At 70.5% G+C, this 21,581-nt stretch carries 24 protein-coding genes; 14 read left to right on the top strand and 10 right to left on the bottom strand.

Features of this window, described 5'->3' with window-relative positions:
• The first annotated feature begins 266 nt into the window (after positions 1–266).
• The 3 genes from AB0D48_RS35215 (at position 267) to AB0D48_RS35205 (ending at position 1,972) form a co-directional block, all read left to right on the top strand.
• A complete protein-coding gene (locus AB0D48_RS35215) occupies positions 267–740 on the top strand; it encodes a hypothetical protein (protein ID WP_362406688.1) in 474 nt (157 codons plus the stop codon).
• A gap of 438 nt (positions 741–1,178) precedes the next feature.
• Positions 1,179–1,409, top strand: a complete 231-nt coding sequence (locus tag AB0D48_RS35210) for a DUF6480 family protein (protein WP_362406685.1) — start codon at positions 1,179–1,181, stop codon at positions 1,407–1,409.
• Between the two features lie 161 nt (positions 1,410–1,570).
• Complete coding sequence (locus AB0D48_RS35205) at positions 1,571–1,972, top strand: hypothetical protein (protein WP_362406682.1); 402 nt, start codon at positions 1,571–1,573, stop codon at positions 1,970–1,972.
• Positions 1,973–2,065: 93 nt separating this feature from the next.
• Here the strand turns inward: AB0D48_RS35205 and AB0D48_RS35200 are convergent, their stop codons facing one another.
• From AB0D48_RS35200 to AB0D48_RS35190, 3 genes are all read right to left on the bottom strand, one after another.
• A complete protein-coding gene (locus AB0D48_RS35200) occupies positions 2,066–2,515 on the bottom strand; it encodes an SRPBCC family protein (protein WP_362406679.1) in 450 nt (149 codons plus the stop codon).
• 282 nt (positions 2,516–2,797) lie between these two features.
• Positions 2,798–3,073: an isoamylase early set domain-containing protein gene (locus tag AB0D48_RS35195; RefSeq protein ID WP_362406677.1), complete on the bottom strand. Its 276-nt coding sequence runs from the start codon at positions 3,071–3,073 to the stop codon at positions 2,798–2,800.
• Between the two features lie 174 nt (positions 3,074–3,247).
• On the bottom strand, positions 3,248–3,565 hold the full coding sequence (locus tag AB0D48_RS35190; RefSeq protein ID WP_362406674.1) for a hypothetical protein: 318 nt from the start codon (positions 3,563–3,565) through the stop codon (positions 3,248–3,250).
• A gap of 235 nt (positions 3,566–3,800) precedes the next feature.
• Here AB0D48_RS35190 and AB0D48_RS35185 point away from each other — a divergent pair, with 235 nt between their 5' ends.
• Together AB0D48_RS35185 and AB0D48_RS35180 are read left to right on the top strand one after the other, a co-directional pair.
• Positions 3,801–4,043: a hypothetical protein gene (locus AB0D48_RS35185; RefSeq protein ID WP_362406671.1), complete on the top strand. Its 243-nt coding sequence runs from the start codon at positions 3,801–3,803 to the stop codon at positions 4,041–4,043.
• 244 nt (positions 4,044–4,287) lie between these two features.
• Positions 4,288–4,491 (top strand): hypothetical protein, encoded by a 204-nt coding sequence (locus tag AB0D48_RS35180; RefSeq protein WP_362406669.1) that lies wholly within the window; start codon positions 4,288–4,290, stop codon positions 4,489–4,491.
• A gap of 40 nt (positions 4,492–4,531) precedes the next feature.
• Here AB0D48_RS35180 and AB0D48_RS35175 read toward each other — a convergent pair whose 3' ends face one another.
• Complete coding sequence (locus AB0D48_RS35175; protein WP_362406666.1) at positions 4,532–5,584, bottom strand: serine hydrolase domain-containing protein; 1,053 nt, start codon at positions 5,582–5,584, stop codon at positions 4,532–4,534.
• A gap of 701 nt (positions 5,585–6,285) precedes the next feature.
• Between AB0D48_RS35175 and AB0D48_RS35170 the strand changes: the two genes are divergently transcribed.
• Entirely contained in the window at positions 6,286–7,863 is a 1,578-nt protein-coding gene (locus AB0D48_RS35170) for a serine/threonine-protein kinase (protein WP_362406663.1), read from the top strand.
• Positions 7,860–8,438, top strand: coding sequence for a hypothetical protein (locus tag AB0D48_RS35165; protein ID WP_362406660.1), 579 nt, complete (start codon positions 7,860–7,862; stop codon positions 8,436–8,438). Before AB0D48_RS35170 ends, AB0D48_RS35165 begins: the two co-directional genes overlap by 4 nt.
• Positions 8,439–8,587: 149 nt before the next feature.
• Here the strand turns inward: AB0D48_RS35165 and AB0D48_RS35160 are convergent, their stop codons facing one another.
• Entirely contained in the window at positions 8,588–9,274 is a 687-nt protein-coding gene (locus tag AB0D48_RS35160) for a hypothetical protein (RefSeq protein ID WP_362406657.1), read from the bottom strand.
• A 376-nt stretch (positions 9,275–9,650) separates the two neighbouring features.
• Between AB0D48_RS35160 and AB0D48_RS35155 the strand changes: the two genes are divergently transcribed.
• The gene (locus tag AB0D48_RS35155) at positions 9,651–10,103 is read left to right on the top strand and encodes a cytidine deaminase (protein WP_362406654.1); all 453 of its coding nucleotides are present in this window, start codon (positions 9,651–9,653) and stop codon (positions 10,101–10,103) included.
• Here AB0D48_RS35155 and AB0D48_RS35150 read toward each other — a convergent pair.
• Entirely contained in the window at positions 10,100–11,230 is a 1,131-nt protein-coding gene (locus tag AB0D48_RS35150) for an alpha/beta fold hydrolase (protein ID WP_362406651.1), read from the bottom strand. The genes AB0D48_RS35155 and AB0D48_RS35150 overlap by 4 nt on opposite strands.
• Before the next feature lie 256 nt (positions 11,231–11,486).
• Between AB0D48_RS35150 and AB0D48_RS35145 the strand changes: the two genes are divergently transcribed.
• From AB0D48_RS35145 to AB0D48_RS35125, 5 genes are all read left to right on the top strand, one after another.
• Complete coding sequence (locus AB0D48_RS35145) at positions 11,487–13,103, top strand: phospholipase D family protein (RefSeq protein ID WP_362406648.1); 1,617 nt, start codon at positions 11,487–11,489, stop codon at positions 13,101–13,103.
• Positions 13,104–13,406: 303 nt separating this feature from the next.
• The gene (budA, locus tag AB0D48_RS35140) at positions 13,407–14,192 is read left to right on the top strand and encodes an acetolactate decarboxylase (RefSeq protein ID WP_362406645.1); all 786 of its coding nucleotides are present in this window, start codon (positions 13,407–13,409) and stop codon (positions 14,190–14,192) included.
• Positions 14,193–14,254: 62 nt separating this feature from the next.
• Positions 14,255–14,533 (top strand): DUF6225 family protein, encoded by a 279-nt coding sequence (locus AB0D48_RS35135; protein ID WP_362406642.1) that lies wholly within the window; start codon positions 14,255–14,257, stop codon positions 14,531–14,533.
• A 164-nt stretch (positions 14,534–14,697) separates the two neighbouring features.
• Positions 14,698–15,300, top strand: a complete 603-nt coding sequence (locus tag AB0D48_RS35130) for a TIGR03086 family metal-binding protein (protein WP_362406639.1) — start codon at positions 14,698–14,700, stop codon at positions 15,298–15,300.
• Between the two features lie 67 nt (positions 15,301–15,367).
• The gene (locus tag AB0D48_RS35125; RefSeq protein ID WP_362406636.1) at positions 15,368–16,222 is read left to right on the top strand and encodes an alpha/beta hydrolase; all 855 of its coding nucleotides are present in this window, start codon (positions 15,368–15,370) and stop codon (positions 16,220–16,222) included.
• A 151-nt stretch (positions 16,223–16,373) separates the two neighbouring features.
• On the opposite strand, the gene AB0D48_RS35120 is transcribed toward AB0D48_RS35125, so the two are convergent.
• The 3 genes from AB0D48_RS35120 to AB0D48_RS35110 all read right to left on the bottom strand — a co-directional run bounded on the left by AB0D48_RS35120 (position 16,374) and on the right by AB0D48_RS35110 (position 19,104).
• Positions 16,374–17,609, bottom strand: a complete 1,236-nt coding sequence (locus AB0D48_RS35120; RefSeq protein WP_362406633.1) for a glycosyltransferase — start codon at positions 17,607–17,609, stop codon at positions 16,374–16,376.
• A gap of 295 nt (positions 17,610–17,904) precedes the next feature.
• Positions 17,905–18,510 carry a disulfide bond formation protein DsbA gene (locus AB0D48_RS35115; RefSeq protein ID WP_362406630.1) on the bottom strand — a complete coding sequence of 202 codons (606 nt, stop codon included), beginning with the start codon at positions 18,508–18,510 and terminating at the stop codon, positions 17,905–17,907.
• 168 nt (positions 18,511–18,678) lie between these two features.
• Positions 18,679–19,104 (bottom strand): hypothetical protein, encoded by a 426-nt coding sequence (locus AB0D48_RS35110; RefSeq protein WP_362406627.1) that lies wholly within the window; start codon positions 19,102–19,104, stop codon positions 18,679–18,681.
• A 167-nt stretch (positions 19,105–19,271) separates the two neighbouring features.
• Here AB0D48_RS35110 and sigJ point away from each other — a divergent pair, with 167 nt between their 5' ends.
• Positions 19,272–20,222 carry an RNA polymerase sigma factor SigJ gene (gene sigJ, locus AB0D48_RS35105; RefSeq protein ID WP_362406624.1) on the top strand — a complete coding sequence of 317 codons (951 nt, stop codon included), beginning with the start codon at positions 19,272–19,274 and terminating at the stop codon, positions 20,220–20,222.
• Between the two features lie 129 nt (positions 20,223–20,351).
• Here sigJ and ppk2 read toward each other — a convergent pair whose 3' ends face one another.
• Positions 20,352–21,410, bottom strand: coding sequence for a polyphosphate kinase 2 (ppk2, locus tag AB0D48_RS35100; protein WP_362406621.1), 1,059 nt, complete (start codon positions 21,408–21,410; stop codon positions 20,352–20,354).
• Positions 21,411–21,581: the final 171 nt, after the last annotated feature.

Raw genomic sequence — 21,581 nt, 5'->3', positions numbered from 1 at the left:
CGGAAGCAGTGGGCTTAATGCCCGTTTTGTCTCTATTAAGAGACTGGCTGAGCGACGTCGCGAGAGTGTCCGCCGACTGTCACAGGCGTGTGACAAGGCGCCCTGCACGCGCGCGACGGTGTGGTCGGTCCATCGGTAGGGATGCAGTCGACCCCCTCTGGACAGCTCAATCCGGGAAGCCGCCCCGAGCCCGGCACCGAGGCGCGTTGTTGTCAGTCCCCACCGCTACGGTTCGGCCATTCGCGATCTTCAGGGAGGGCGGCTCGATGGGTGCCAGCGGATGGGACTACGTCACCAGCTACGACGGCGATGTCAAGGCGGCCTTGGCGACTTTGCAGGCCAGGGTGTTTCAGGAGGAGTACGGCGACGGTGCCCGCTACCGAAGCCTCGAGGACCTCTACGAGGACGAGGAGTTCATGGGGACACAGGGCACCCACACGGTCCTCGACATCGACAGGGTTGTTGCCACAGATGCCCGGCCGAGGCGGTCCGATGGCGCTGACTACAGCACCCTGCGCCCTCTGGCACTCAGCCGCGTGCTGCACCACTTCGGCACGGACCGCCCAACGGTCGAGCGGTACGAGGAGCTCATCGCAGCTGCCGGTGAAGCTGCGAGCCCTGAGGAGTACGAACGGAGCCTACTCGGCGAGTGTCAGATGCGGTGGACCGGCTATTACGTCGTCCTCCACTCCGATGACAGGCCGACCCACCTGGGAATCTTCGGTTTCTCGGGGGATTAGGGCCGGTCCGGCGGACACCGGCGCCTTCCCTGGGAGGGCGGGCGGCCTCCGGCTTCAGGCCGGCGTCGGCCAGGGCGGCAGGCGGGGGGCACGGGCGTACGGAGGGCGCGGCGCGGGCGGCAGCGCCGTCCGCGTAACGAGCTGGGCACGTTACCGTCTCTCGCCGCACGGTTCGCCGAGCGTGCAGCTGCCGGGGTCCTGCCCCGCGCCCCAGCACCTGTATGACGGCGAGGTCACGGTCGGTGAGCATGCCCCCACTGATCGGTCCCGGACCTCGGCCGGTCGTGTGTCCGGGCGCGGACCCGGGGTAGGGGCCTGCCGACGGACTGAAAGGACGAAGCCAGAGGCACACACCGCGGCACGATTCAGGCCGGTCAGTACACGGGCGGCGTCCTGTCGCGCAGAGTGCCGGACCGTCGAGCCAGAGGACTGAGAACCATGAGCGTCTCCAACCCGGACCCGGACCCGCGCAACACACCCGGACTCGAGGCCGGCGGGGGAGTGCCGCCGGGCGAGACTCCCCCCGCCGAGGCGAGCACCGCTTCCGGCGCCGGCCCGTACCGGCCCGTGAAGCGGGGCTGGGCCAAGGGCCCGATCGTCGTGATCGTTGTGCTGGCACTGGCGTGTGCACTCTTCTTCCTCGTCTACGCCATCGTGCTCAACACCTGACGCGCCGGCCAGGGCGCCCGCCCGGCGCCCTCCTCGCTCGTTGTCCTCCCGCGACGCAGCCGGCGGAACCTCTGCAGGCTTTGAGTGCGCGCCTGCCACAACTCGGTAGGGCCTGCGTCGTTGAACTTCAGGTCCTTGCCCGCGACGGAAGCGAGACCCACGTGAGGAGTTCGACCGACCTGTCACCAGAAGGTGTCGACGCTCTGCGGCACCTGAGGGACAGACGTGAGGTGAATACCGTGATCCTCCGCTGCACGGGCTCGCCGTGTGGCCTTGTAGTCGAGTTGGAGGGCAACCTGACCCATGACGAGCTGCTCCAGGCCCTGCCGCCGGATGAGGCGCGCCTGGTCGTTCACGAGCTGTACTTCGCGACACGGGAGGGCATGCGCAGGCATGAACCGCTATTGATCTTGTGGGTGCCGTCGGGTGGCGATTGGCAGGAGGAGTCCTACACGGCCGGCTACACCGACCTGAAGGAGTTCCTCACGGACGTTCACGTCCATCTCACGGCGAGGCGGACGGACCAGTTGGACTACCGAAGGCTGGTCGCCCTGGCCGGCTGAAGACTCTGGTCAAGTCACGTCGCAGGGCGGCCGCCGGCACACCGGCGGCCGCCCTGCCGTGCCGCTGTGGCGGCCGGTTCCTCGGGGGAGCGGTCAGACCTGTCCGCGCCATTCTCCGGTGGCCGAGCCACGGTCCTCGATGAAGTGCTTGAAGCGCTTCAGGTCGCCCTTGACCTGGCGGTCGACGAAGCCGAGCTTGTCACCGATGTTCTCCGCCATGCCCTCCGGGTCGAAATCCATCATGAGCGTGACCTGGGTGTGGGAGGGGTCGATGGGCTGGAAGGTGACCAGGCCCGACTGCTCGCTCTCGCCGCCGACGGTCACCCAGGCGACCTTGTGGTCGGGGATCTGCTCGGTGATCTCCGCGTCGAACTCCCGCTTCACGCCGCCGATCTTCGTCACCCAGTGGGTGAGTGTGTCCGTGCGTTGTTCGATCCGCTCGACGCTGTCCATGAACTCCGGGAACGACTCGAACTGTGTCCACTGGTCGTACGCGGCCCGGATGGGGACGTTGACCTCGATGGATTCCTTGACCTGCGACATGCTGGCCTCCTGATCGTGCGCGTGTGTGCGTGCGTGGCTGGGCCGGTGTCGGTGCGGCCGGCCCCGGCAGAGCACGTCATAGGTGCCCGCCGCGGCCTCGCCTGCCCCGCCCGTCCGGCCGGTATTCCCCGAAGGGGCCGTCCTGCTGCACCGTCCGGCTGACAGCACTCGCGCCCGCAGCCGGCACCCTGGCGAGCAGCTCAGCCTCGCTTCGTGTCTCCGCCTCTCAGCTGGCGGGACCGGCGAGGCGGGGCAGGGCCGGCGCCGCTCGCGTGGGGCGTCTCAGGTGTGCAGGAGGCTGTTCCGGCCGTCGTGACCGTCCGCTTCCTCCTCGTCGAGCCAGTGACCGCCATGAGCGAGGTAACGGAAGCCGTGCCGCTCGTCTGCCGAGAAGCTGACGGTGACCGCGCGGGTCCCGTCCGGGCGCTCGACCAGAGGATGGGCGCCGGGCTGCCAGTCGTTGAAGTCGCCGACCACGCTGACCTCACCCGCGGGATGGCCGGCGGGCAGGACGAACGTGATCTCGGTGCGCTTCTTGCGCCGGGTGCGCTCGAGCACGGGACATCAGCTCCTCACCTGCAGGGAAATGGAAATCTCCTCGCCATTCCTGCCCGCTTCGGCAGCCTGCGCAGCAGGGGACTACGCCCCCGCCACACAGTTGCCACCCCAACGGCCCTACGTCCCCCGGACAAGGGCTGCTTTCGCGGCGCGGTACGCGACCGCTCGCTGCCTTCAGTCGGAGTCGTCACGAGCGAGGCGGAGGGCCAGCTCCTGGAGAATCACCTCGGTATCCGGTTCGAAGCCCGTCCCGTCGTACGCGTCGGCGACGGCTTCGAAGGCAGCGATGAACCCGCTGACCAGGGCGCTCAGCGGCGCGGACAGCTGGTCCAGTACGGCACCGCCGACCTCTTCCGGAGGGGCCCCGACCGGTACCAGGAACTGCCCGGGGATCACCTCCCCGAGCAGGTCGGAGACGAGGCCCTCGTCGACACCTCCGCGCAGAGCGGTCAGCGCCGCAATGGCCTTGAGCTTGATCTCGTTGTCGGTCACGGACCGAGCCTACGAGCGGCCGTGGCCACCATGACGCACAGCGCTCGCCAGTGGCCGTGGCGGGAGAGCGAGGCTGAGTGCCGAGCCCGGCTGCCGGAGGCGCCGCAGAAGGCTGCCCACCCTGAAGCCTGACGCAGCAGGGCTTTCTGGCGCATCGGGCGAGCCGCGCCCCGTCCGGCCGGGAAGGCTGTCACTGCCAGGCTCGAAGCAGGTGGGGAAGGAGGCCCAGCCCCGAGTGGCCCTGACCCCGCGCTTCGAGCCGATGCTCGCCCAGGCCGCCGAGTCCGTCCCCGGACCCGGTGTCCTGGCGGGCGGCCCGGAGCCGGCCCCTGGAGCGGAGCAGCTGCCCGACGGGGTGGTCCACGACGGCGAGGTCGCCGTCCGGCAGAGCTGGTTCAAGACCAGACGCGGCGACGCCACCGAAGCCGACGTCGTGCCGCGTCCGCACCATCAGCGGTACCTGTCGGCGTACACCTGAATGTGCTCAGACCCGGGTGCCGGCACGTGAGCGGGTAGCCGAGCACCGCGCTGTGCCCATCGACGGGTACTGCGGTCGTACTGCCCGCTAGGCCCCCGCCGATCACCAGGACGTGCGCGGCTCGGTGAGCAACTGGTCGGCGACGGACGATGACGTGACGCGCACACTCGTTGCGGTCCGCCGCCCGTCCGCCGACGCCTGATAGCGTCGCACGTCCTTGATCGATGACAGAGGAGACGGCCCCATGTCCGAGGACCTGGCCACCGACGCCATCCGGAAACTGGAAGACGTCGTGGCGTCGAACGCTCTGCCGGAACACACCGTCGAGCTGCTCCGCGTCTCCCTCAGCCAGGCCCAGACGGCAAAAGCGGCGGGTCACGACCAAGAAGCCATCACCATCGCCAACCAGGCCCTCCAGACGGCAGAGAACGCTTCCGGCGACCAGTAGCACGCCGGGGGAGCCGGAGCCCGAGCCGAGCCGAGCCGTGTCAGTCCGGCCTGGCCGTACGCTCCGCCTGCAGGGTGCGCAGGAGGTCGAAGGCGGGGCCGTCCACCGGGCGCTGGGTGTTGCCGAGGACGATGACGGCGAGCCGCTTCTCCGGGTCGAAGCCCACGAAGGAGGCGAAGCCCCCGGTCCCTCCGTTGTGCCAGATCTGGAGGTGGGCGCCCTGCCGGGGGTGGAGGCGGTGGGCCATCCAGCCGAGGTGCACCCAGGCGAAGGGGCTCGTACGGTGCTCGACCGCACGGCTCAGGCGGATCGCCTCGGCGAGCCCTGGGGGACCGCCGTCCAGCTGGGCCCGTACGAAGGCCACCAGGTCGGTCGCGGTCGACCACAGGCCGCCCGCTCCCGCCAGGTCGGCGAGGTGCCACGGTGCGGCGGGCCGCCCGCGGCGGCCGTGGCCCTGCGCAGAACGGCCCGAGCGGGTGTCGTCCACCGTCACCACGGTGTCGGTCATGCCCAACGGGGCGCAAATCTCGCGTGTGATGAGGGTTTCGTACTCCGTGCCGGCCCGGCGGGCCAGGGCCAGCCCGAGCAGCCCGGCTCCGAGGTTGGAATAGCGGAACCGTTTCCCCGGCGCGGCTCCCAGGCGCGTCCTGGCCAGCCCGGACAAGAGGGCTTCGGCCGTGCAGTCGGCGTACGGATCCGGCTTCGACGGGCGCAGCAGAGCCTGGAGCAGCATGCCTCGGGGCAGTCGCGGCAGGCCGGAGGTGTGGGTGGCCAGATGCTGCAGGGATATCTGCCGGCCGTCCCGTGACGGTACGGCCGTCCCGTCGGGCAGTAGATCGCCGAGCGGTTCGTCCAGGCCCACCGTGCCGGCGGACGCCAAGCGCGCCAGGGCCAGGGCGGTGAACGGCTTGGTCACCGAGCCGATCTCGAACAGGGTGCCGGGGCCGGGGGCACGGCTGTGGTCCGCGCCGGTGCGTCCGGCACCCCGGATTTCCACGACGTCTTCCGCCACCGCGGCCACCACTACGCCGACGTGCTGCTCAGCCAGCCGGTCCGCGGTCTGCTGGGCGAGGGTTCCTAGTTCTGATGCCATGACGGACATCATGGCGGCGCCCTTCTTGCGACCGGTGCGCCCTGATGATGATTTCCGGCTGGGGGCACTCCGACCTGAGCAGTACGGCGAGGCGCGACGAGGGTGAGTCCCGGACGTCACGTGGACGATGATCTGGCCCTTGGTATCGACGGACCGGCAATGAGCGAGCCGCGGTGCGGTTGCGCTCGCAGTAGGAATCACTTCCCGCCGGCCTGTGGTGACCCCGACGGCGAGAAGCGAACCGCTGAAAGTTCGAGTGCGTCAAATCCCCTTGGGGTCAGCTGAGTTGCCGGCTGCGGCACGCGGATCGGAGAGGCCTGCGGGGGCCGGGCGGGTGGGCGGGAAGACCGGCAGCCCAACGGGCCTGCGGTGGCCGGATCCCATTTCCCCACCGGCCGCATCCGGCGCCGGGGACCCTCCACACCGGGTGTCGGCGGCGGGCCCTATTATGACCCCGCTGCAGACCGGGCACCGTGCCCGGCACTGCGCGACGGCCTGCGCGACAGCGCGGCACGGTTTGACGCATACGACACCCCCATCGACGGCCCCGCCTTCGGACGGGCGGCCGCCCAGCGGCGGCGCGCTCCGGTCTGCGCGGAACGGGCCGGGCGCCGCCGCCTGAGCGGACCACACGGTCGGAAACGGCCACGGCTCGTCCGTGTCCGGAGGGGGTGAAGACGCACATCAGGGGGGACGGAAAGATGAAGGCGTGGGTGGTCCCCGGTTACACGGAGGCCAGAGAACTCGGCTCGGGCGCCAGTGGCCGGGTCGTGCTCGCCGTACACGACGGCACGGGCACGGCGGTCGCGGTCAAGTACCTCAGTGACAGCTTGCGCCGCGATTCGGCATTCGTACGGGGGTTCCGGGCGGAAGCCCGGCTGCTGGGCGGGCTGCAATCGCCGTACGTCGTCGGGCTGTACGAGTACGTCGAGGCGCCCGACGGCGCCGCCATCGTGATGGAGCTGGTCGACGGCATCGCCCTGCGCGCGCTGCTCTCGCAGGCGGGACAGACCGACCCCGAGGCGGCCCTGGTCGTGCTCAAGGGCTCCCTGCTGGGACTGGCGGCCGCACACCGGGCAGGGGTCGTCCACCGCGACTACAAGCCGGAGAACGTCCTGGTCGCCGCCGACGGCTCGTCCAAACTGGTCGACTTCGGCATCGCTGCGGACCACGGCGCCACGCCGGGCGTGGCGGGTACGCCGGCGTACATGGCGCCGGAACAGTGGCAGGGCCTGCCGGCCTCCCCGGCGGCCGACGTGTACGCGGCGACGGCCACCTTCTTCGAGTGCCTCACCGGGCGCAAGCCGTACGCCGGGGAGAACTTCGCGGAGCTGGCGCTGCAGCACATCGAGGCCCCGGTCCCCGAGTCCGAGGCGCCGGAGGCGGTGCGCCCGCTGATCCGCCGGGGCCTGGCGAAGCAGCCGGAGGAGCGACCGGAGACCGCCGAGGCGTTCGTGGCCGAGCTGGAGGGCGTGGCACGCGCGGCGTACGGCCCGGACTGGGAGGAGCGCGGCCAGCGCAAGCTGGCGGCGCTGGCAGCGCTGCTGCCGCTGCTGTTCCCGTCGGCGGGCGGCTCCACCGCGTCCGCCACGGCCTTCGCCACGACCTCGCTGTGGGCTCCCGGGCGGCGCGGCTGGCTGGGCGCCGGCGTGGCGCTGGTACTGGGCCTGGCGCTGCTCTTCACACAGGCTGCGGCCCTGGAGCGGACGGGCGGAGCGGCGGCGCTGAGCGCGTTCGCGACGACCAGCGCGGCTCCGCCGGCGAACGGCCCGGTCCCGTCGGCGTCGGCGTCGGGCTCGACCTCCGGGTCGCCGTCCCCGTCGGCCTCGGCTTCGCCGTCCACCTCCGCCTCGGCCTCCGCGTCCGCGAGCACGTCCGCGACGCCCGGCCCTAGCTCCTCGGCGAACACGGCGCCCACGGGCACGCCACCGCCGACGCCATCGCCGACCACTCCCGCCCCGTCCCCTGCGGTGAAGGTCAAGGCGGTGACCGTGACCTCCTTCCGGCAGACCGACTTCAAGGCGGCGCTGGTGTCGCTCTCCGTCGACGCGTCCGGCCCGGCGACCGTCCGGCTGGAGTGGTTCAGCAGCGACGCACGGGGCACGCTCGGCGCGTCCGAGGGCTCCATGACCTTCCCCTCCTCCACGGCGGCGACGTCCAGGACCCTCAGTTTCTCGGGCACGGGCTGCTACTGGGGCGTGCGCGCCACGACCACGCCCTCGGCGGGCAACGGGGCCGCCGTCCAGCAGATCCTGATCAAGCGGTGTGAGATCCGATGAGCGACGACGACTACAGCGCCACCGTCCTCGGCAGCCACTGGATCAGTGGACCGCCCGACCGGGCCGACGTGGCCCCCGACCGGGTCGACGGCTCCGTACTGCGCTTCGGGCCCGGGGTCACCGCCGCCGCCGTGGCACCGTTCCCGGTGGTGCCGGGGCCCGCGCCCTCCCGGCGGCGCGGGGGCCTGCGGCGGTACGCGCTCGCCGCGGCCGTTCTGGTCGCCGTCCTCGCGTGCCTCGGCTGGCAGCGTTACGGCCCCGGCATCGCCGTACGGGACGTGGCCGTGACCACCGATCCGGCAGGGCCGGCCTGTGGCGGCGCCGCCGACGTCGTGGCCGTCGTCCGCACGAACGGCCGCCCGGGGACCTTGACCTACCGGTGGATCCGCAGTGACGGCACCCGTTCCGACCCGCTGACCGAGCGGGTCCCCCGCGGCCGGCAGGAAGCCAGGCTCCACCTGCTGTGGACCTTCCAGGGTGCCGGTAACTACCCGGCCAAGGCGCAGCTGGAGTTGATGGAACCGACCCGGCGCACGTCGGCGGCTGTGGAGTTCACCTACCGCTGCGCGCCGTAGCGGGCGGCCGCGCGGGCCGTTCCGCAGCCGTGCCGAGGGTCCGGGCGCCCGCGGCATGCGGGTGCGCGGACCCGTTCCGGCACCGACCCCGGCGCGGGGGTCTGCAGGGTGGGCCGGGACCGGGGCCCCGCATGCTGTCCGTGTCCGGGCTACTGGAGCTGGGACAGGTCGACCGAGTCGGCGGGCGCGGGGGGCTTGGCTGAGACGGGCTCGTCGAAGGCGGAGAAGGCGGCCTCCACCCGCTCGCCGGACGTATCGGTGCCTTGGATCTGCAGGAGGTACGGCTTGTCCTCGGTGGAGACCTGGTACGTGCCCTTCTCTCCGTCGCGCCGGCTCGTGACCGTGATGGCCGGACGGCCGCCGACGGTGGTCCGCGAGCCCTTGGCCAGCTGTTCGTTCACCGGTTTCGAAGAGAACTGCTCTTTGAAGAAGTCCAGGTCACAGAATCGGGCGAAGTCGCGCAACAGGGAGCTGCCCGTAGTGCCGTGCAGATAGCGGCCGTTGATGAGCTCGATCGCGTCCTCGGCCGCTGCCCGTGGTACTTGGGCTCGAAGAAGGGCATCGTCGAGCTTCATCCACACGTCGCTGCCGCGTTTGATGATGTCGGCCATGCCCGAATTTCCGGGAGGCGTGACGGTGCCGACGCAGTTGCCCGTCTCGTCGAATCGGAGATCGAGAGCGGTGGTTCCCGATTCGTCGGTCACCTTGGCCGCCATGCGCATGGACGTGACCCCGGCCATGGCCTCGCGCGCGGCGTCCGCGATGGCCTGGGCGCCCTTGTCGGCGATGCCGTTGTCATCGGCCCTGGCAGCGCCCGCGCCCGCGAAGATCAACAAGCAGGCAGTTCCGACAGTCGCGCACCTGGCTGCGGCTGCCCGGGGTGCAGACATCGGGCATCACCTCTCTCCGGCCGGCTCCGGATGGCATCAGGAGTCGCGCGGCCTCCGGCGCAGCCGGTCACCTGATCAGCGTAGGTCCGCTCCGCGGCAGGCGCAGTCCGGGCAGGCCGTATCGGCACGGAGCCGTCCGCCGACGCGGCTCTGCGCGGTACGGGCGTGGAGAAGCCGCCGAGGCTGCCTGGGGTGAGCGGTGCCCGATCCTGACCTCGACGATGCCGTGGTGGACCACTCGGATCGGGTGGAAGCGGATATGCGCTTGCGTGCAACCGTCACACCGGGCAACGTCGCCTGACACCTTACGGAGGCAGAGAAGATGACCGCGCAGAAGAACCATGTCGACCACGAACTCATCCGGACCGCGGCGCACGTAGCGAGCACTCGCTGCCGGGGCGACAACCACACCATGGCGGCCGCAGCCCGCGCCCAGGACGGCCGGATCGTCACTGCGATGAACGCCTACCACTTCACGGGGGGCCCCTGCGCCGAGCTGGTTCTCATCGGCGCGGCAGCCGCCCAGGGCGCCTACGAGCTGGACACGATCGTCGCCGTGGGCGACCGCGACCGGGGGGTCGTTCCCCCGTGCGGACGGTGCCGCCAGGTCCTTGTCGACTACTTCCCGGCCCTGAAGGTCATCGTCGGGGCAGGCGATCGCCTCCGGACCGTCTCCATCACCGACCTGCTTCCCGAAAGCTACATCTGGGCCGACCACCAGCTCGACATCGAGCAAACCGAGCCACGCGGCACGAGCACACCTCGGGTCTCCTAGGGACGATGGAAGCGCACTTCCGGAAAGCGTGCTGCAGGGCCGTCCAGCAACGGGGCGTTCCGTCCGCGCAGATGGGTGTCGACGAACGCCGTCACGTAGGTCCTGGTGATGAGGTCGGCTCGGTCACCGTCCAGCCGTTGGAGCGGCATGCCGAGCTGCTTGGCCAGGGGTGCCAGGTCGGTGAAGGACAAGTGGCCGGTGTCGGCGACGCTCAGCCAGCGCTTCCATCCGGTCAGTTCGGTCCAGGTCTCGTCCCAGGTCGGGTCGGTACCGTCGGGTATGTGGCTGGGCTGGCCCAGCATCAGGAACGGCCGGTCCAGGGGAGTGTCGTTCGGGAACCGGAAGTTGCCGTCCATGTTGACCGCCGCCTTGACCCGCAGGTCACGCAGCATGGCCGGGATCGTGCTGAAACCGCCGGCCGAGTGCCCCACGACGGCGACGCGGTCGGGGTCGATGGGTACGCCGCGCTTCCAGGCCGGCCGCGCGCCGGTGAGCTCGTCGAGTACGAAGGAGATGTCCTCGGCGCGGACGGCGCCGACCTTGGGGTAGTCCTTGTCCACGCACGCCAGGCAGGAGGTGGTGTGCCCGTCGGGGAACGAGATGCCGTCCGCCTCGTAGTTGTGTCCGATGCCGGCGACGGCGTAGCCGCGGGCTGCGAACTCCTCGGCGAGGCCGGTGAGGGTGGCGCGCGGCATGCCGAAGCCCGGTGACAGGATGACGAGCGGCAGCCCGCCGTGGACCCTGGACGGCGTGGCGTCCACCGTGGAGTGGGTCGTCACGTCGGCGAACAGGTCGCCCGGCAGGTCCAGGCCGGTGGCCGCCACGTACTGCTTGGATTCCTCGGCCGTCATGTAGGGCGCGGGCGTGTCCGAGGGCTTGCCCGCCGGGTACCAGAGGGAGATCATCAGCTCCCGCTTCTCCGAGGGGACCCACGGGTCGGCCCGGTGCTCGTCCTTCAGGTGGATGGTGGTTCTGCCGACCGGGTGGTGCCCGGACGGCGCGGGCAGCACGAGTGCGGTCCCGGGGGGTTGTACGGGGCGGGTGTCGGCATGGGCGGTCGTGGTGGAGAACGTGCCCGCCAGAGCCGTGGCAACTGCGGCACCGACCAGGAACAAGCGTCGTCGCATCGAATTGTCTCCATGGATGTCTCTCGTGGCATTCGGCCCGGTGCGGGCCGATGACTCGAACGCTATGCCGGGCGCGAGCGGCTGCCATCGGCTCGGGGATGTAGATCGGCGGCGCCCGTACATCCCCGGGGTGACATCCCCGGGGCGCGGAACGGGGGTTCCGGACGTGGGCCCCGACCAGGTCTCGGTCGACCCCGCGCGCGTGAGGAGGCATGCGGTGGGTAGGCGCCAGCCGGAGGACTGGAGGACCGATGCCGTGACGCGCGCAGAGTGGCTGCTGACAGCAGGAGAACGGGGCAACACCGCGACGCGCCTGGACGAGCGCCACCCGGACGGGGCGGCCTGGTCCGAGGGAAACCGCGTACGGGCGCTGGTCCACGGATCCGTGTACTTCGCGGAGCTCCTGGCGGGGATCCGCGCGATGCACGCGGGCGACCTGCTCCTGTTCACCGACTGGCGCGGCGATCCCGACGAGCGGCTCGACGGCAGCGGTACCGAAATCGGTGCCGTCCTGTGCCGGGCCGCGGAGCGCGGCGTCATCGTCAAGGGGCTGCTGTGGCGCTCGCACCTGGACAGCCTCCAATTCAGCGAAGAGGAGAACCGCCACCTCGGCGAGGAAATCGAGGAGGCAGGCGGCGAGTGCCTGCTCGACCTGCGGGTGCGGCCCGGCGGTTCACACCACCAGAAGATGGTCGTACTGCGCCACCCCGGCCGCCCGGAGCTGGACGTCGCGTACGTCGGCGGCATCGACCTCTGCCACAACCGCAACGACGACGCCACCCACCGTGGCGACCGCCAGTCGGTGTCCATGGCGTCCGCGTACGGGCCGCACCCGCCGTGGCACGACCTGCAACTCGCTCTCCGCGGACCGGCGGTCGGCGACGTCGAGACCGTGTTCCGCGAACGCTGGCAGGACCCGGCGCCCCTCAGCCGCAGCCCCCTCGCCCGCCTGCGCGAACTGGTGCGCCGCGAGGACACCCACGCGGACAGCCTGCCGCCGCAGGCTGCCGACCCGGTCCCCTGCGGCACGCACGCCGTGCAGGTCCTGCGCACCTATCCGAACCGTCTGCTGCACGGCTACCCCTTCGCACCCGACGGTGAGCGCAGCATCGCACGGGGTTATCTCAAAGCGTTGCAGCGAGCCCGGGCACTCATCTACCTCGAGGACCAGTACCTGTGGTCCCCCCGGGTGGTGGCCTGTTTCGCCCGGGCTCTGAGGATGCATCAGCAGCTGCGACTGATCGGTGTCATCCCCTCGGTCCCGGAGCAGGACGGCGGGCTCACCCTGCCGATGAACCTGATCGGGCGGATCACGGCCCTGGACGAACTACGCCGGGCCGGCGGTGACCGCGTGGCGGTGTACGGCCTGGAGAATCCAGCCGGAACTCCCGTCTACGTGCACGCCAAGGTGTGCGTGATCGACGACGTGTGGGCCTCCGTCGGCTCCGACAACATCAACCTCCGCTCGTGGACGCACGATTCGGAACTCAGCTGCGTCGTGCTCGACCAGAGCCCCGACCTGCGGCGGCCGTCCGACCCAGGAGGTCTCGGCGACGGCGCGCGCGTCTTCGCCCGCGAGCTGCGCCTGGAGCTCATGCGCGAACACCTGGACGCACCGGACGGGGCGGGGCAGCGGGCGCAGGAAGCGCTGTGCGACCCGGTGACCGCATTCGACGCCTTCGAGGAGACCGCCGCCGCCCTGGACGCCTGGCACGAGGGCGGCTGCCGCGGTCCACGGCCGCCGGGCCGTCTGCGCCGGTACGTTCCGCCGGACCTGCCCACGACGAAGAGGCTGCTCGCGACTCCGCTGCACCACGTCCTGGTCGACCCCGACGGACGTCCACTGAGAATGCGCCGCCGCAACACGTTCTGAAAGCGCCGGCGGCCCGGCCCGGAAGTGCCGGGTCGGGGGCCCAGGGCCACCCGGCGGCCCTGCTCGCCCCGCGGGTCGGAGAGCGGATCAGTTCTTCCACCCCCGACCGTAGGGCCCAACGGACGGGGCGCGAGGGTGTGTCGCACGGCGGGCGCAGGTCCGGTGCACTGCCGTGTGACAACGCGCGACCACGTACGCGCCGTTGTGACGGCCCTGTTGGTTCCTTAGCGTGCTGGACGCAGGCCCGGCGGGGGAGTGAGGTCGCCGCCGACCGTCGTACTCACGGGGACTCAAGGGGGCGACATGCCGGAACCGGACACGACTGCGCATGACACGTCGGAGCAGCAGGGGGCACGCACACGGCCCCGAGGGCGGATCTTTCAGACCTCGACCATGACGGCCATGCTGGAAGGCGTCTACGAAGGCACGACGACCGTCGCCGAGCTCCGCCGCAACGGAGACTTCGGCATCGGAACCTTCGACCGGCTCGACGGCGAGATGATCGTCCTCCTCGATGGCCGGTGCTATCGGTTACGCGCCGACGGAACCGCTGGTGAAGCCGACACGGCCACGCGAACCCCCCTCGCGGCGGTCACCTACTTCCACGGCGAGCACGACTGGCGGCTGACGGAGCCGGTGGACGCCGCAGGCCTGCGCACGGTGATCGACAACTGGATCCCGAGCCCCAACCTGTTCTACGCGGTCCGCGTAGACGGACACTTCGACCACATGGTCACCCGGATGCTCCCCGAACAGCACCGCCCCTACCCCCGGCTGATCGACGCGGTGGCCGGGCAGGTCATTTCGACCCACACCGAGCTCCACGGGACCATCGTCGGTTTCCGCAGCCCCACCCACATGCTCGGGGTGGCCGCAGCCGGATACCACCTGCACTTCCTCTCCAGCTGCCGCACACGCGGGGGGCACGCCTACGACTTCGTGCTCCGCTCCGGACGGGTGCGCGTCGACGTGGGGTACGAACTGTTGCTACGCATGCCGCGTACACAGGACTTCCGTAGTGCGCAGCTCGGTCGGGGCGATATCGCCGGCGAGATCGAGGCGGTACTCCAGGGCGGCCCGAAGCCGTAACAGAAGGGGGATCGGCGCGGCGATGCCGGGGGATGTTGTCCCCACGTCCTACGCTCGGGGCCATGGCTGACACGTTCGAGCATGAGCCTGAGGTGTGGACCGCGGGAAGACTGCGTGAGGCTCTCTCTGCGCTTCCCGATGAGACCCCGATCCATGTGGGTGTCGCGGACGGGCCCGGTGACTTCGATGGGTACGGCGAGTTCGTGCTCGTCGGCGCCGAGCCGGTCGAGATGGACAACAACATCGGCGACGGCGACGGCGACGTCCCGGACAGGGCTCAGGTCCAGTTCACGCTCTTCGCGGACGCGACAGCGGGCGTCTACTACCTCGACATGGACTGAGCGGCCGGGGGACGGATCTCGGGCCGGGGCGCTTTGTCCAACGGGTCGATCTGTGTCCCGGCGTCATGGAACCGGGCCGCCGGCAGCGGACCAGCCGCCGAGCGATGAGTACGGGCTGCGCCCCCGGTCTACCCTTCAGACCCATCGTCCCGGAGGAGCGGCAGATGACCGACACGACGACTCTCGACCTCGGACCACAAGCCCGGATCGTCGCCCGTCTCGCGGAGGGCGTCCAGGACACCCGGCTCGCCGACCGGACGCCCTGCCCCGCCTACTCGGTCAGCGATCTGCTCGGCCACCTCGCAGGCCTCGCCGTCGCCTTCCGCGACGCCGCCCGCAAGGACCTGGGCCCCACGACGGACACGGCCCCCGGCGCCGCCGCGCCCTCCCTGCCCGCAGACTGGCGCGAGGAACTGCCCCGCGTCCTCGGCGAACTGGCCGAAGCCTGGAGGGACCCGGCCGCCTGGACCGGCATGACCCGCGCGGGCGGCGTGGACCTGCCCGGCGAAATCGCGGCTGCGGTGGCTGTCGACGAACTGGTCATCCACGGCTGGGACCTGGCCCGGGCAACCGGTCAGGAGTACACACCCGATCAGGCCGCGCTGCGCGCCTCGCACGCGTTCCTGCTGGCGGCCGCCGAGGACGAGAGCCGCGGCGGGGGCATCTTCGGCGCTGTCGTGCCCGTACCGGACGACGCCCCGCTGCTGGACCGGGCGGTCGGACTGAGCGGGCGTCATCCGGGCTGGACGCCGTCGGCCTCCCCCTGACGGTCAGGTCGATGGAGGTCCGTAATTCGGTGTTCGAAGCGCTGTGTGCCCCCTACATTGAAGCGCAATGACACTCCTACATGTTCATGACTATGGGGGCGATGGCCCTCAACTGGTTCTCCTGCATGGCTACGGCCGGTCGCTCAACGACTGGGACGCCGCGGCTGCCCTGCTCACCGCCGGGCACCGTGTCCTCGCCGTCGACCTCCCCGGGCACGGCCGCTCTCCCCGTACATCCCCCTGGACCATCCCCAGCGTGGTGCGGCACATCGCGGACACCCTCGACGCGCATGGCGTGCCGGAGGCCGTCGTGGTGGGTCATTCCCTCGGCGGACTGGTCGCGGTCGAGTACGCCCGGGCGAACCCGGACCGTGCCCGCGCCGCCGTGAACCTCGACGGCTTCTGGTGGGGACGCGAGTACCCCGGCGCTGAACGGGTGAGTGCGGGGCTGCTGGCGTCGGCCGGGGCCATAGCGCCGCCCGAGTACATCGAGCAGCAGGTCGTCAACTGCGCCCGGCTCGGGATTCCCGCCGACCGAGCGGAGGCCGCTGCCCGCGCGGCCGCACGCCCGCTGCCCGACGGCACGTGGCAGACGCTGCCCGAACGGGCGGAGGCGCTGGAGATCGTGGACGAACTCCACGCGCTCGGCGCGCTCGGTGTCAGCACATGGCTGAACGGCGTCGACTGCCCTGTGCTGCTGGTACAGGCCGGTCGGCGGCCGCCGCCCGCACCTGGCATGGAGTGGTTCGGCGAATTCAGCGCCCGCTTCGCACGAGGGGTCTCCGAGGAACTGGCCGCGCTCTCCCACACCCGGCCGACGATCAGCGTCGACCGGATTGACGCCACCCACCCCATGAACCTGGAGGCTCCAGAAATGGTGGCGACGCTGGTCGCGGGGTTCGTTCGAGGACTGCCCGCCTGAGTCCCTTGCACTGGTAGCCGTACGCCGCAGAGCCGACGCCCGGCGCGGGCCGGTCGTTCGGGGGCCGGTGCCCGCGCTCAGGACTCTTCACACCATGACCCCTGAAGCCGGTGCTGTCCCGGCGGTGCCCGGCGCGACGATCGCGTGTGGTTCACGGGGACACGGGCGGCCTTTCCCGGCTGACCTCGTCGAGCAGCAGTTTCGCGGCCACCGTCGCCCCGTCGCCGCGGATGGTGCCGGCCACGGCCGTCGCCCGTGCGCGGGTCTCGGGCGTCAGGGCCGCCGTGAGCGCGGCGGACAGGGAGTCGAAGGTCGGCGTCCGACCGTCGTGAGCCGAGCCGATGCCCAGCTCGGCCACTCGGGCGGCCCAGTACGGCTGGTCCGCGATCTGGGGGACCACCACCTGAGGCGCGCCGGCCCGGGCTGCCGTCGTCGTCGTGCCCGCGCCGCCGTGGTGCACGACGGCGGCCACCCGGCGGAACAGTGCCTGCTGGTTGACCTCGCCGACGACGAAGCAGTCGTCGACGTCGTCGATCGGGGCCAGGTCCGCCCAGCCGCGGGCGAGGAGTACCCGGCGGCCCTGCGCGCGGATCGCTTCAATGGCCACCCGGGCGATGCCTTTCGGGGCGTGCGCGGCCATGCTGCCGAAGCCCACGTACACCGGCGGTGCGCCGGCGTCCAGGAACGCCTCCAGCCCTTTCGGGAGCGGACGGTCGTCGGGCAGGATCCACGCCCCGGTCTGCACGATGTCGAGGTCCGTCATGCCTTGCGACGGACAGAGCGTCGCGTCTGCCGCCAGCCACGGCCGGCCGGTGAAGACGTAATCGCGGACGCTGTCCACCGGCGGCAGGCCGATCGCCGCCCGATGGCTGTTGAGCGCCTCGCCGTACAACGCGTTCACCCTCTGGGCGTCCTGCTCCCACAGCACCCGGTTGTCGGTCTCGTCCTGCGGGGATTGCCTGCCCGGCCGCGCCCCAGGAGAGAAGTGCCGCGACGGCAGTCCGAAGATGTGGAAGCACGCGTACGCGTAGCGGATGCCCAGCTTCTCGGCCACGTCCCGTGCGCCGGCCGGCATCAAGCCGGTTGCCAGCAGCGCGTCACATCCCTCGGCCGCCGCAGAGAGCGTGTCGAACCGCGCGGCGACCAGCTCGGGAGCGAGCCGGAACGCGTCTTCCGCCGTCGGTGGCTTCGTGCCGGCAACCACCGAACGCACCGTCGGGCCGAGCGGCACCAGCGGCATGCCGACACGTGCCAGCAGCGCCGCGAACTCCTCGTCCGGCGGCGCGCACACCCGCACCTGCGCGCCGAGTTCCCGCAACTCCACCGCCAGTCCCACCAGCGGTTCGACATCTCCGCGTGATCCCCACGTCGTCAACAACACACGCATTCCGCGACTCCCATTTCCGCAGGTTCTGGCCTCGGCCGATGATTCTGCGGGAGGACCCGGGTATTGCCGCAAGCCCCCCAGTGCGCTATAAGTTGAGAGTGGCAAGGAGTGGATGACACCTCCTTGCCTTTGTCTTTTCTCCTTCACGGGAGACGGACAGCCTTCTCTCACGCGCAGCGATCATCTGGATCCCCAGCCTCCGCCCCGCATCGGCGGTCCAGGGAAACGGTTCTTCGGGCCTGCTGCCGGCCGGGGTCACGGGGTGAGCCAGCCACAGGGGGCCGCTCCGGGGGGCTCAGGTGAAGTCGAGCGTTCCTGTCCGGGTCCGCTTGAGTTCGAAGAACTTGGGGTACCCCGCGAGGAGTCGGACGCCGTCGAAGACACGGACCGCATCGGCGCCGCGGGGTATCGAGGTGAGGACGGGTCCGAAGAAGGCGGTGCCGTCGATGTGGATGGTGGGTGTTCCCACCTCCTCGCCGACGGGGTCCATGCCCTCGTGGTGGCTCTTGCGCAATGCGTCGTCGTACTCGGTGCCGGAGGCCGCGTCCGCCAAGTCTTCGGGAAGGCCGGCTTCGGCCAGGGCTTCCCTGATCGCGGTGGCATCGGCGGCCCGGTCCTCGTTGTGGAAGCGGGTGCCGAGCGCGGTGTAGAGGTCACGAAGGACTTGGTCGCCGTGGTGTTGTGCTGCGGCGATGCAGACACGCACCGGGCCCCAGCCCGTGGTCAGAAATCTCTGGTAACGCTCGGGGAGGCCTTCGCGGCCCTCGTTCAGGACGGACAAGCTCATGACACGGAAGTTGAGGTCGAGTTCGCGATGGCGCTCGACCTCCAGCATCCAGCGGGAAGTGATCCAGGCGAACGGGCAGATGGGATCGAAGTAGAAGTCGACTTTGTTGGTCACCGGTTCAGCCTAGGAACGGAGTGGTCCAGGTGGTAGTGCCACTTCCGGCCCGGGACCTTGGGCCAACTGCCATCCGCGTTCAGTCGTCGCCTGGTTGTGGTGGGCCCGGTTCTCCTCGTACTCGTCGGCGCTGAGCCGGTCGAGACGCGGCAGCTTCTGCCGTCCTGATCACGGCCGGAGAGACCGGCCCGGTGACACGTCCGTGAGGGAGGCAACGAGGGACTGGCGCAGCGCCAGCACGCTCAGGGCGAACATCAGCACACCCAGGGGGACATGGAGCGCCGGCTTGTGCGCGATGCCGAGGGCCACCTGCGCCGACGCGAGTGCGAGGAAGCCGGACGCGTGCAGTATGGGGCGCGGCGACCCGCCGCCCGGCCGCCACGCGAGGATCGCGGCGAGCACGTACAGCATCGACGCGCCGTACATCACGCGGGCTCCCACGCTGTGCAGGACCTCGCCATGGGACGAGGACAGCAGCAGTCCCGCGGTGACTGCCTGGAAGAGGAGGGCCAGGGTCTGCAAGACGACCGTGATGCGCAGGAAAGCGAATCGGGCCGGTGCTGTTGTCGTCGCCGGTGTCGTCCGTACGGCCATGATGTCCCCTTCATCTGCCTCGCGGCGGTGGATCGGTAGTGTCTCGGCAGTCCGACGACGCAGGCCCCGGAAATGTGAGCGAGGCGCCGGCCTCACAGTCCGGTGCTGTGTTTCGTCGAAGGGGCGAGAGCAGAAGCGCACGAGAAGAACCAGGAGCGTTCGCGACCATGAGCACATCCGAGCCAGGGCACAACCAGCACAAGGCGGACCTGAGTGCCATCGCCGGCGAGCGGCGCCAGCTGATCAATCTCGCCTACCGGCTGCTCGGTTCGCTGACCGAGGCCGAGGACGCCGTGCAGGAGACCTACACCCGCTGGTACGCGATGTCGAAGCAGCAGCGGGAGACCATCGCGTCACCCGGCGCCTGGCTGACGACGGTGGCCAGCCGCGTCTGCCTGGACGTGCTCGGCTCCGCGCGGGCCCGGCGCGAGCGCTACGTCGGCACATGGATACCCGAGCCGCTGCCCGACCGTACGGAGTGGATCAGCGGCCGGGCGGGTGGCGGCAGGACCGAGCCGGCCGACCCCGCCGACCGGATCACTCTGGACGAGTCGGTGAACATGGCCTTCCTCGTCGTCCTGGAGTCGATGACGCCGGCCGAACGCGTGGCGTTCATCCTCCACGACGTCTTCCGGTACCCCTTTGCAGAGGTTGCCGAGATCGTCGGCCGGACGCCCGCGGCCTGCCGACAGCTGGCATCTTCGGGCCGCAGGCGCATCCGCGACGGGCGGACTCCGTCGGCTCCGGCAGCCGGGCAGGCCGGTGTGGTACGGCATTTCAAAGAGGCCTGGGAGTCCAAGGACATCGAGGCCCTCGTCTCTCTCCTCGACCCCGACGCCACCATGACCGCCGACGGCGGCGGCCTCGTCGGCACCGCCCTGCGCCCGGTCGAAGGCGGCCAGAACATCGCCCAGTACCTGATCCACATCGCCGGTAAGGCCCCCGGACTGACGCTCCTGGAGCGGACGGTCAATGGCCGGCCGGGCCTCGTTGCCCAGCACACCGGCGTCCCCGTGACCGTGGCTGCGTTCGCTGTCACCGGCGGCCGCATCAGCCGCATCTGGGCGGTCCGCAACCCGGAGAAGCTCCGTGCATGGACCGACAGCGGACACATCTGATGGGTGTCATATTCACGACGACGACGGGCGGGTCGAGAGAACCCGCCCGGGCGTCCGGCCGCTGGGTCAGCGTGCTCCGCCGCCGGGGCACCACCGGGGGCATCGCGCGAGCGCCATCCGCTCTCCCGTTCACGGACCGCTGCCGGTCCCGTCTCGGGAGTGCCGGGGTCGGCCGGAGCCAGGCGGATGCGGGCTTGATGAGTGCGGTTCCGCGGAGTGCTGTGGGCGGGGATGCAGGCCCGGGCCGAGGAGCGGGCCGGCCAGGGGGGTGGGTGAGAGGTCGGTGGGTTCTTCACCAGGCTCCAGGAGCGTGTCGGCGGCACCGACGATGAGGGGGTCGGGGCGGCCCACAGCCGCCTCGTCCTTCCGGTCGTAGTCGATGCGCCACAGAAGGCTGCGGATCGCCTCCAGCCGGCCGCGCCGCTTGTCGTTGCTCTTGACCACCGTCCATGGCGCATGGCCCGTGTCGGTCGCACGGAACATCGCGACCTTCGCGCTGGTGTACGCGTCCCACAGGTCCAACGAGGCCAGGTCCGTGGGCGTCAGCTTCCACTGCCGCACCGGATCGACCTGGCGGATGGCGAACCGGGTGCGCTGCTCGGTGCGGGAGACCGAGAACCAGAACTTCACCAGCAGGATCCCGTCCTCCACCAGCATCGCCTCGAAGGCCGGACACTGCTGCAGGAACAGCTCGTACTGCTCCTGGGTGCAAAAACCCATGACCTTCTCGACGCCGGCGCGGTTGTACCAGGAACGGTCGAAGAAGACGATCTCACCGGCTGCCGGCAGATGTGCGACGTACCGCTGGAAGTACCACTGTCCCTCTTCCCGCTCGGTCGGCTTGTCCAGAGCGACGATCCGTGCCCCACGGGGGTTGAGCCGCTCGGTGAAGCGCTGGATCGTGCCGCCCTTGCCCGCCGCGTCCCTGCCCTCGCAGATCACCACCAGCCGGGCTCTGGTTTCCTTGACCCAGTGCTGCAGCTTCAAGAGCTCGATCTGCAGGATCCGCTTGCTGCGCTCGTACTCCCCCCGCCTGATCTTGCGGTCGTACGGGTAGTTCTCCTGCCACGTACGGATCGGAGCGCCGGACCAATCCAGCAGCACGGGCTGCTCCGGCCGGCGGTCGTCCACGCTCAAACCCTTCAGCAGGGCGTCGGCCTCTGACTGCTGGCCCTCCTCGTCTTTCATGCCGGGCCCCTACCCATGTAACGCGTCCGGATGCTCGCGACCGCCGCTACGGCCGGGTGAGCCGCCATGCCACAGGCTTTTACCAAGATCGGTGCTGGATGTCCAGCCACGTATTCGAGTGGCGTGACGCATCTCCTCCGGCAGGGTTTATTTGAAGTACGTCCTCACCGG

This window comes from Streptomyces sp. NPDC048269, assembly GCF_040652395.1.
In the GTDB taxonomy this organism is placed as follows: Bacteria; Actinomycetota; Actinomycetes; order Streptomycetales; family Streptomycetaceae; genus Streptomyces.
This window is presented reverse-complemented; position numbering and strand designations above follow the sequence as displayed.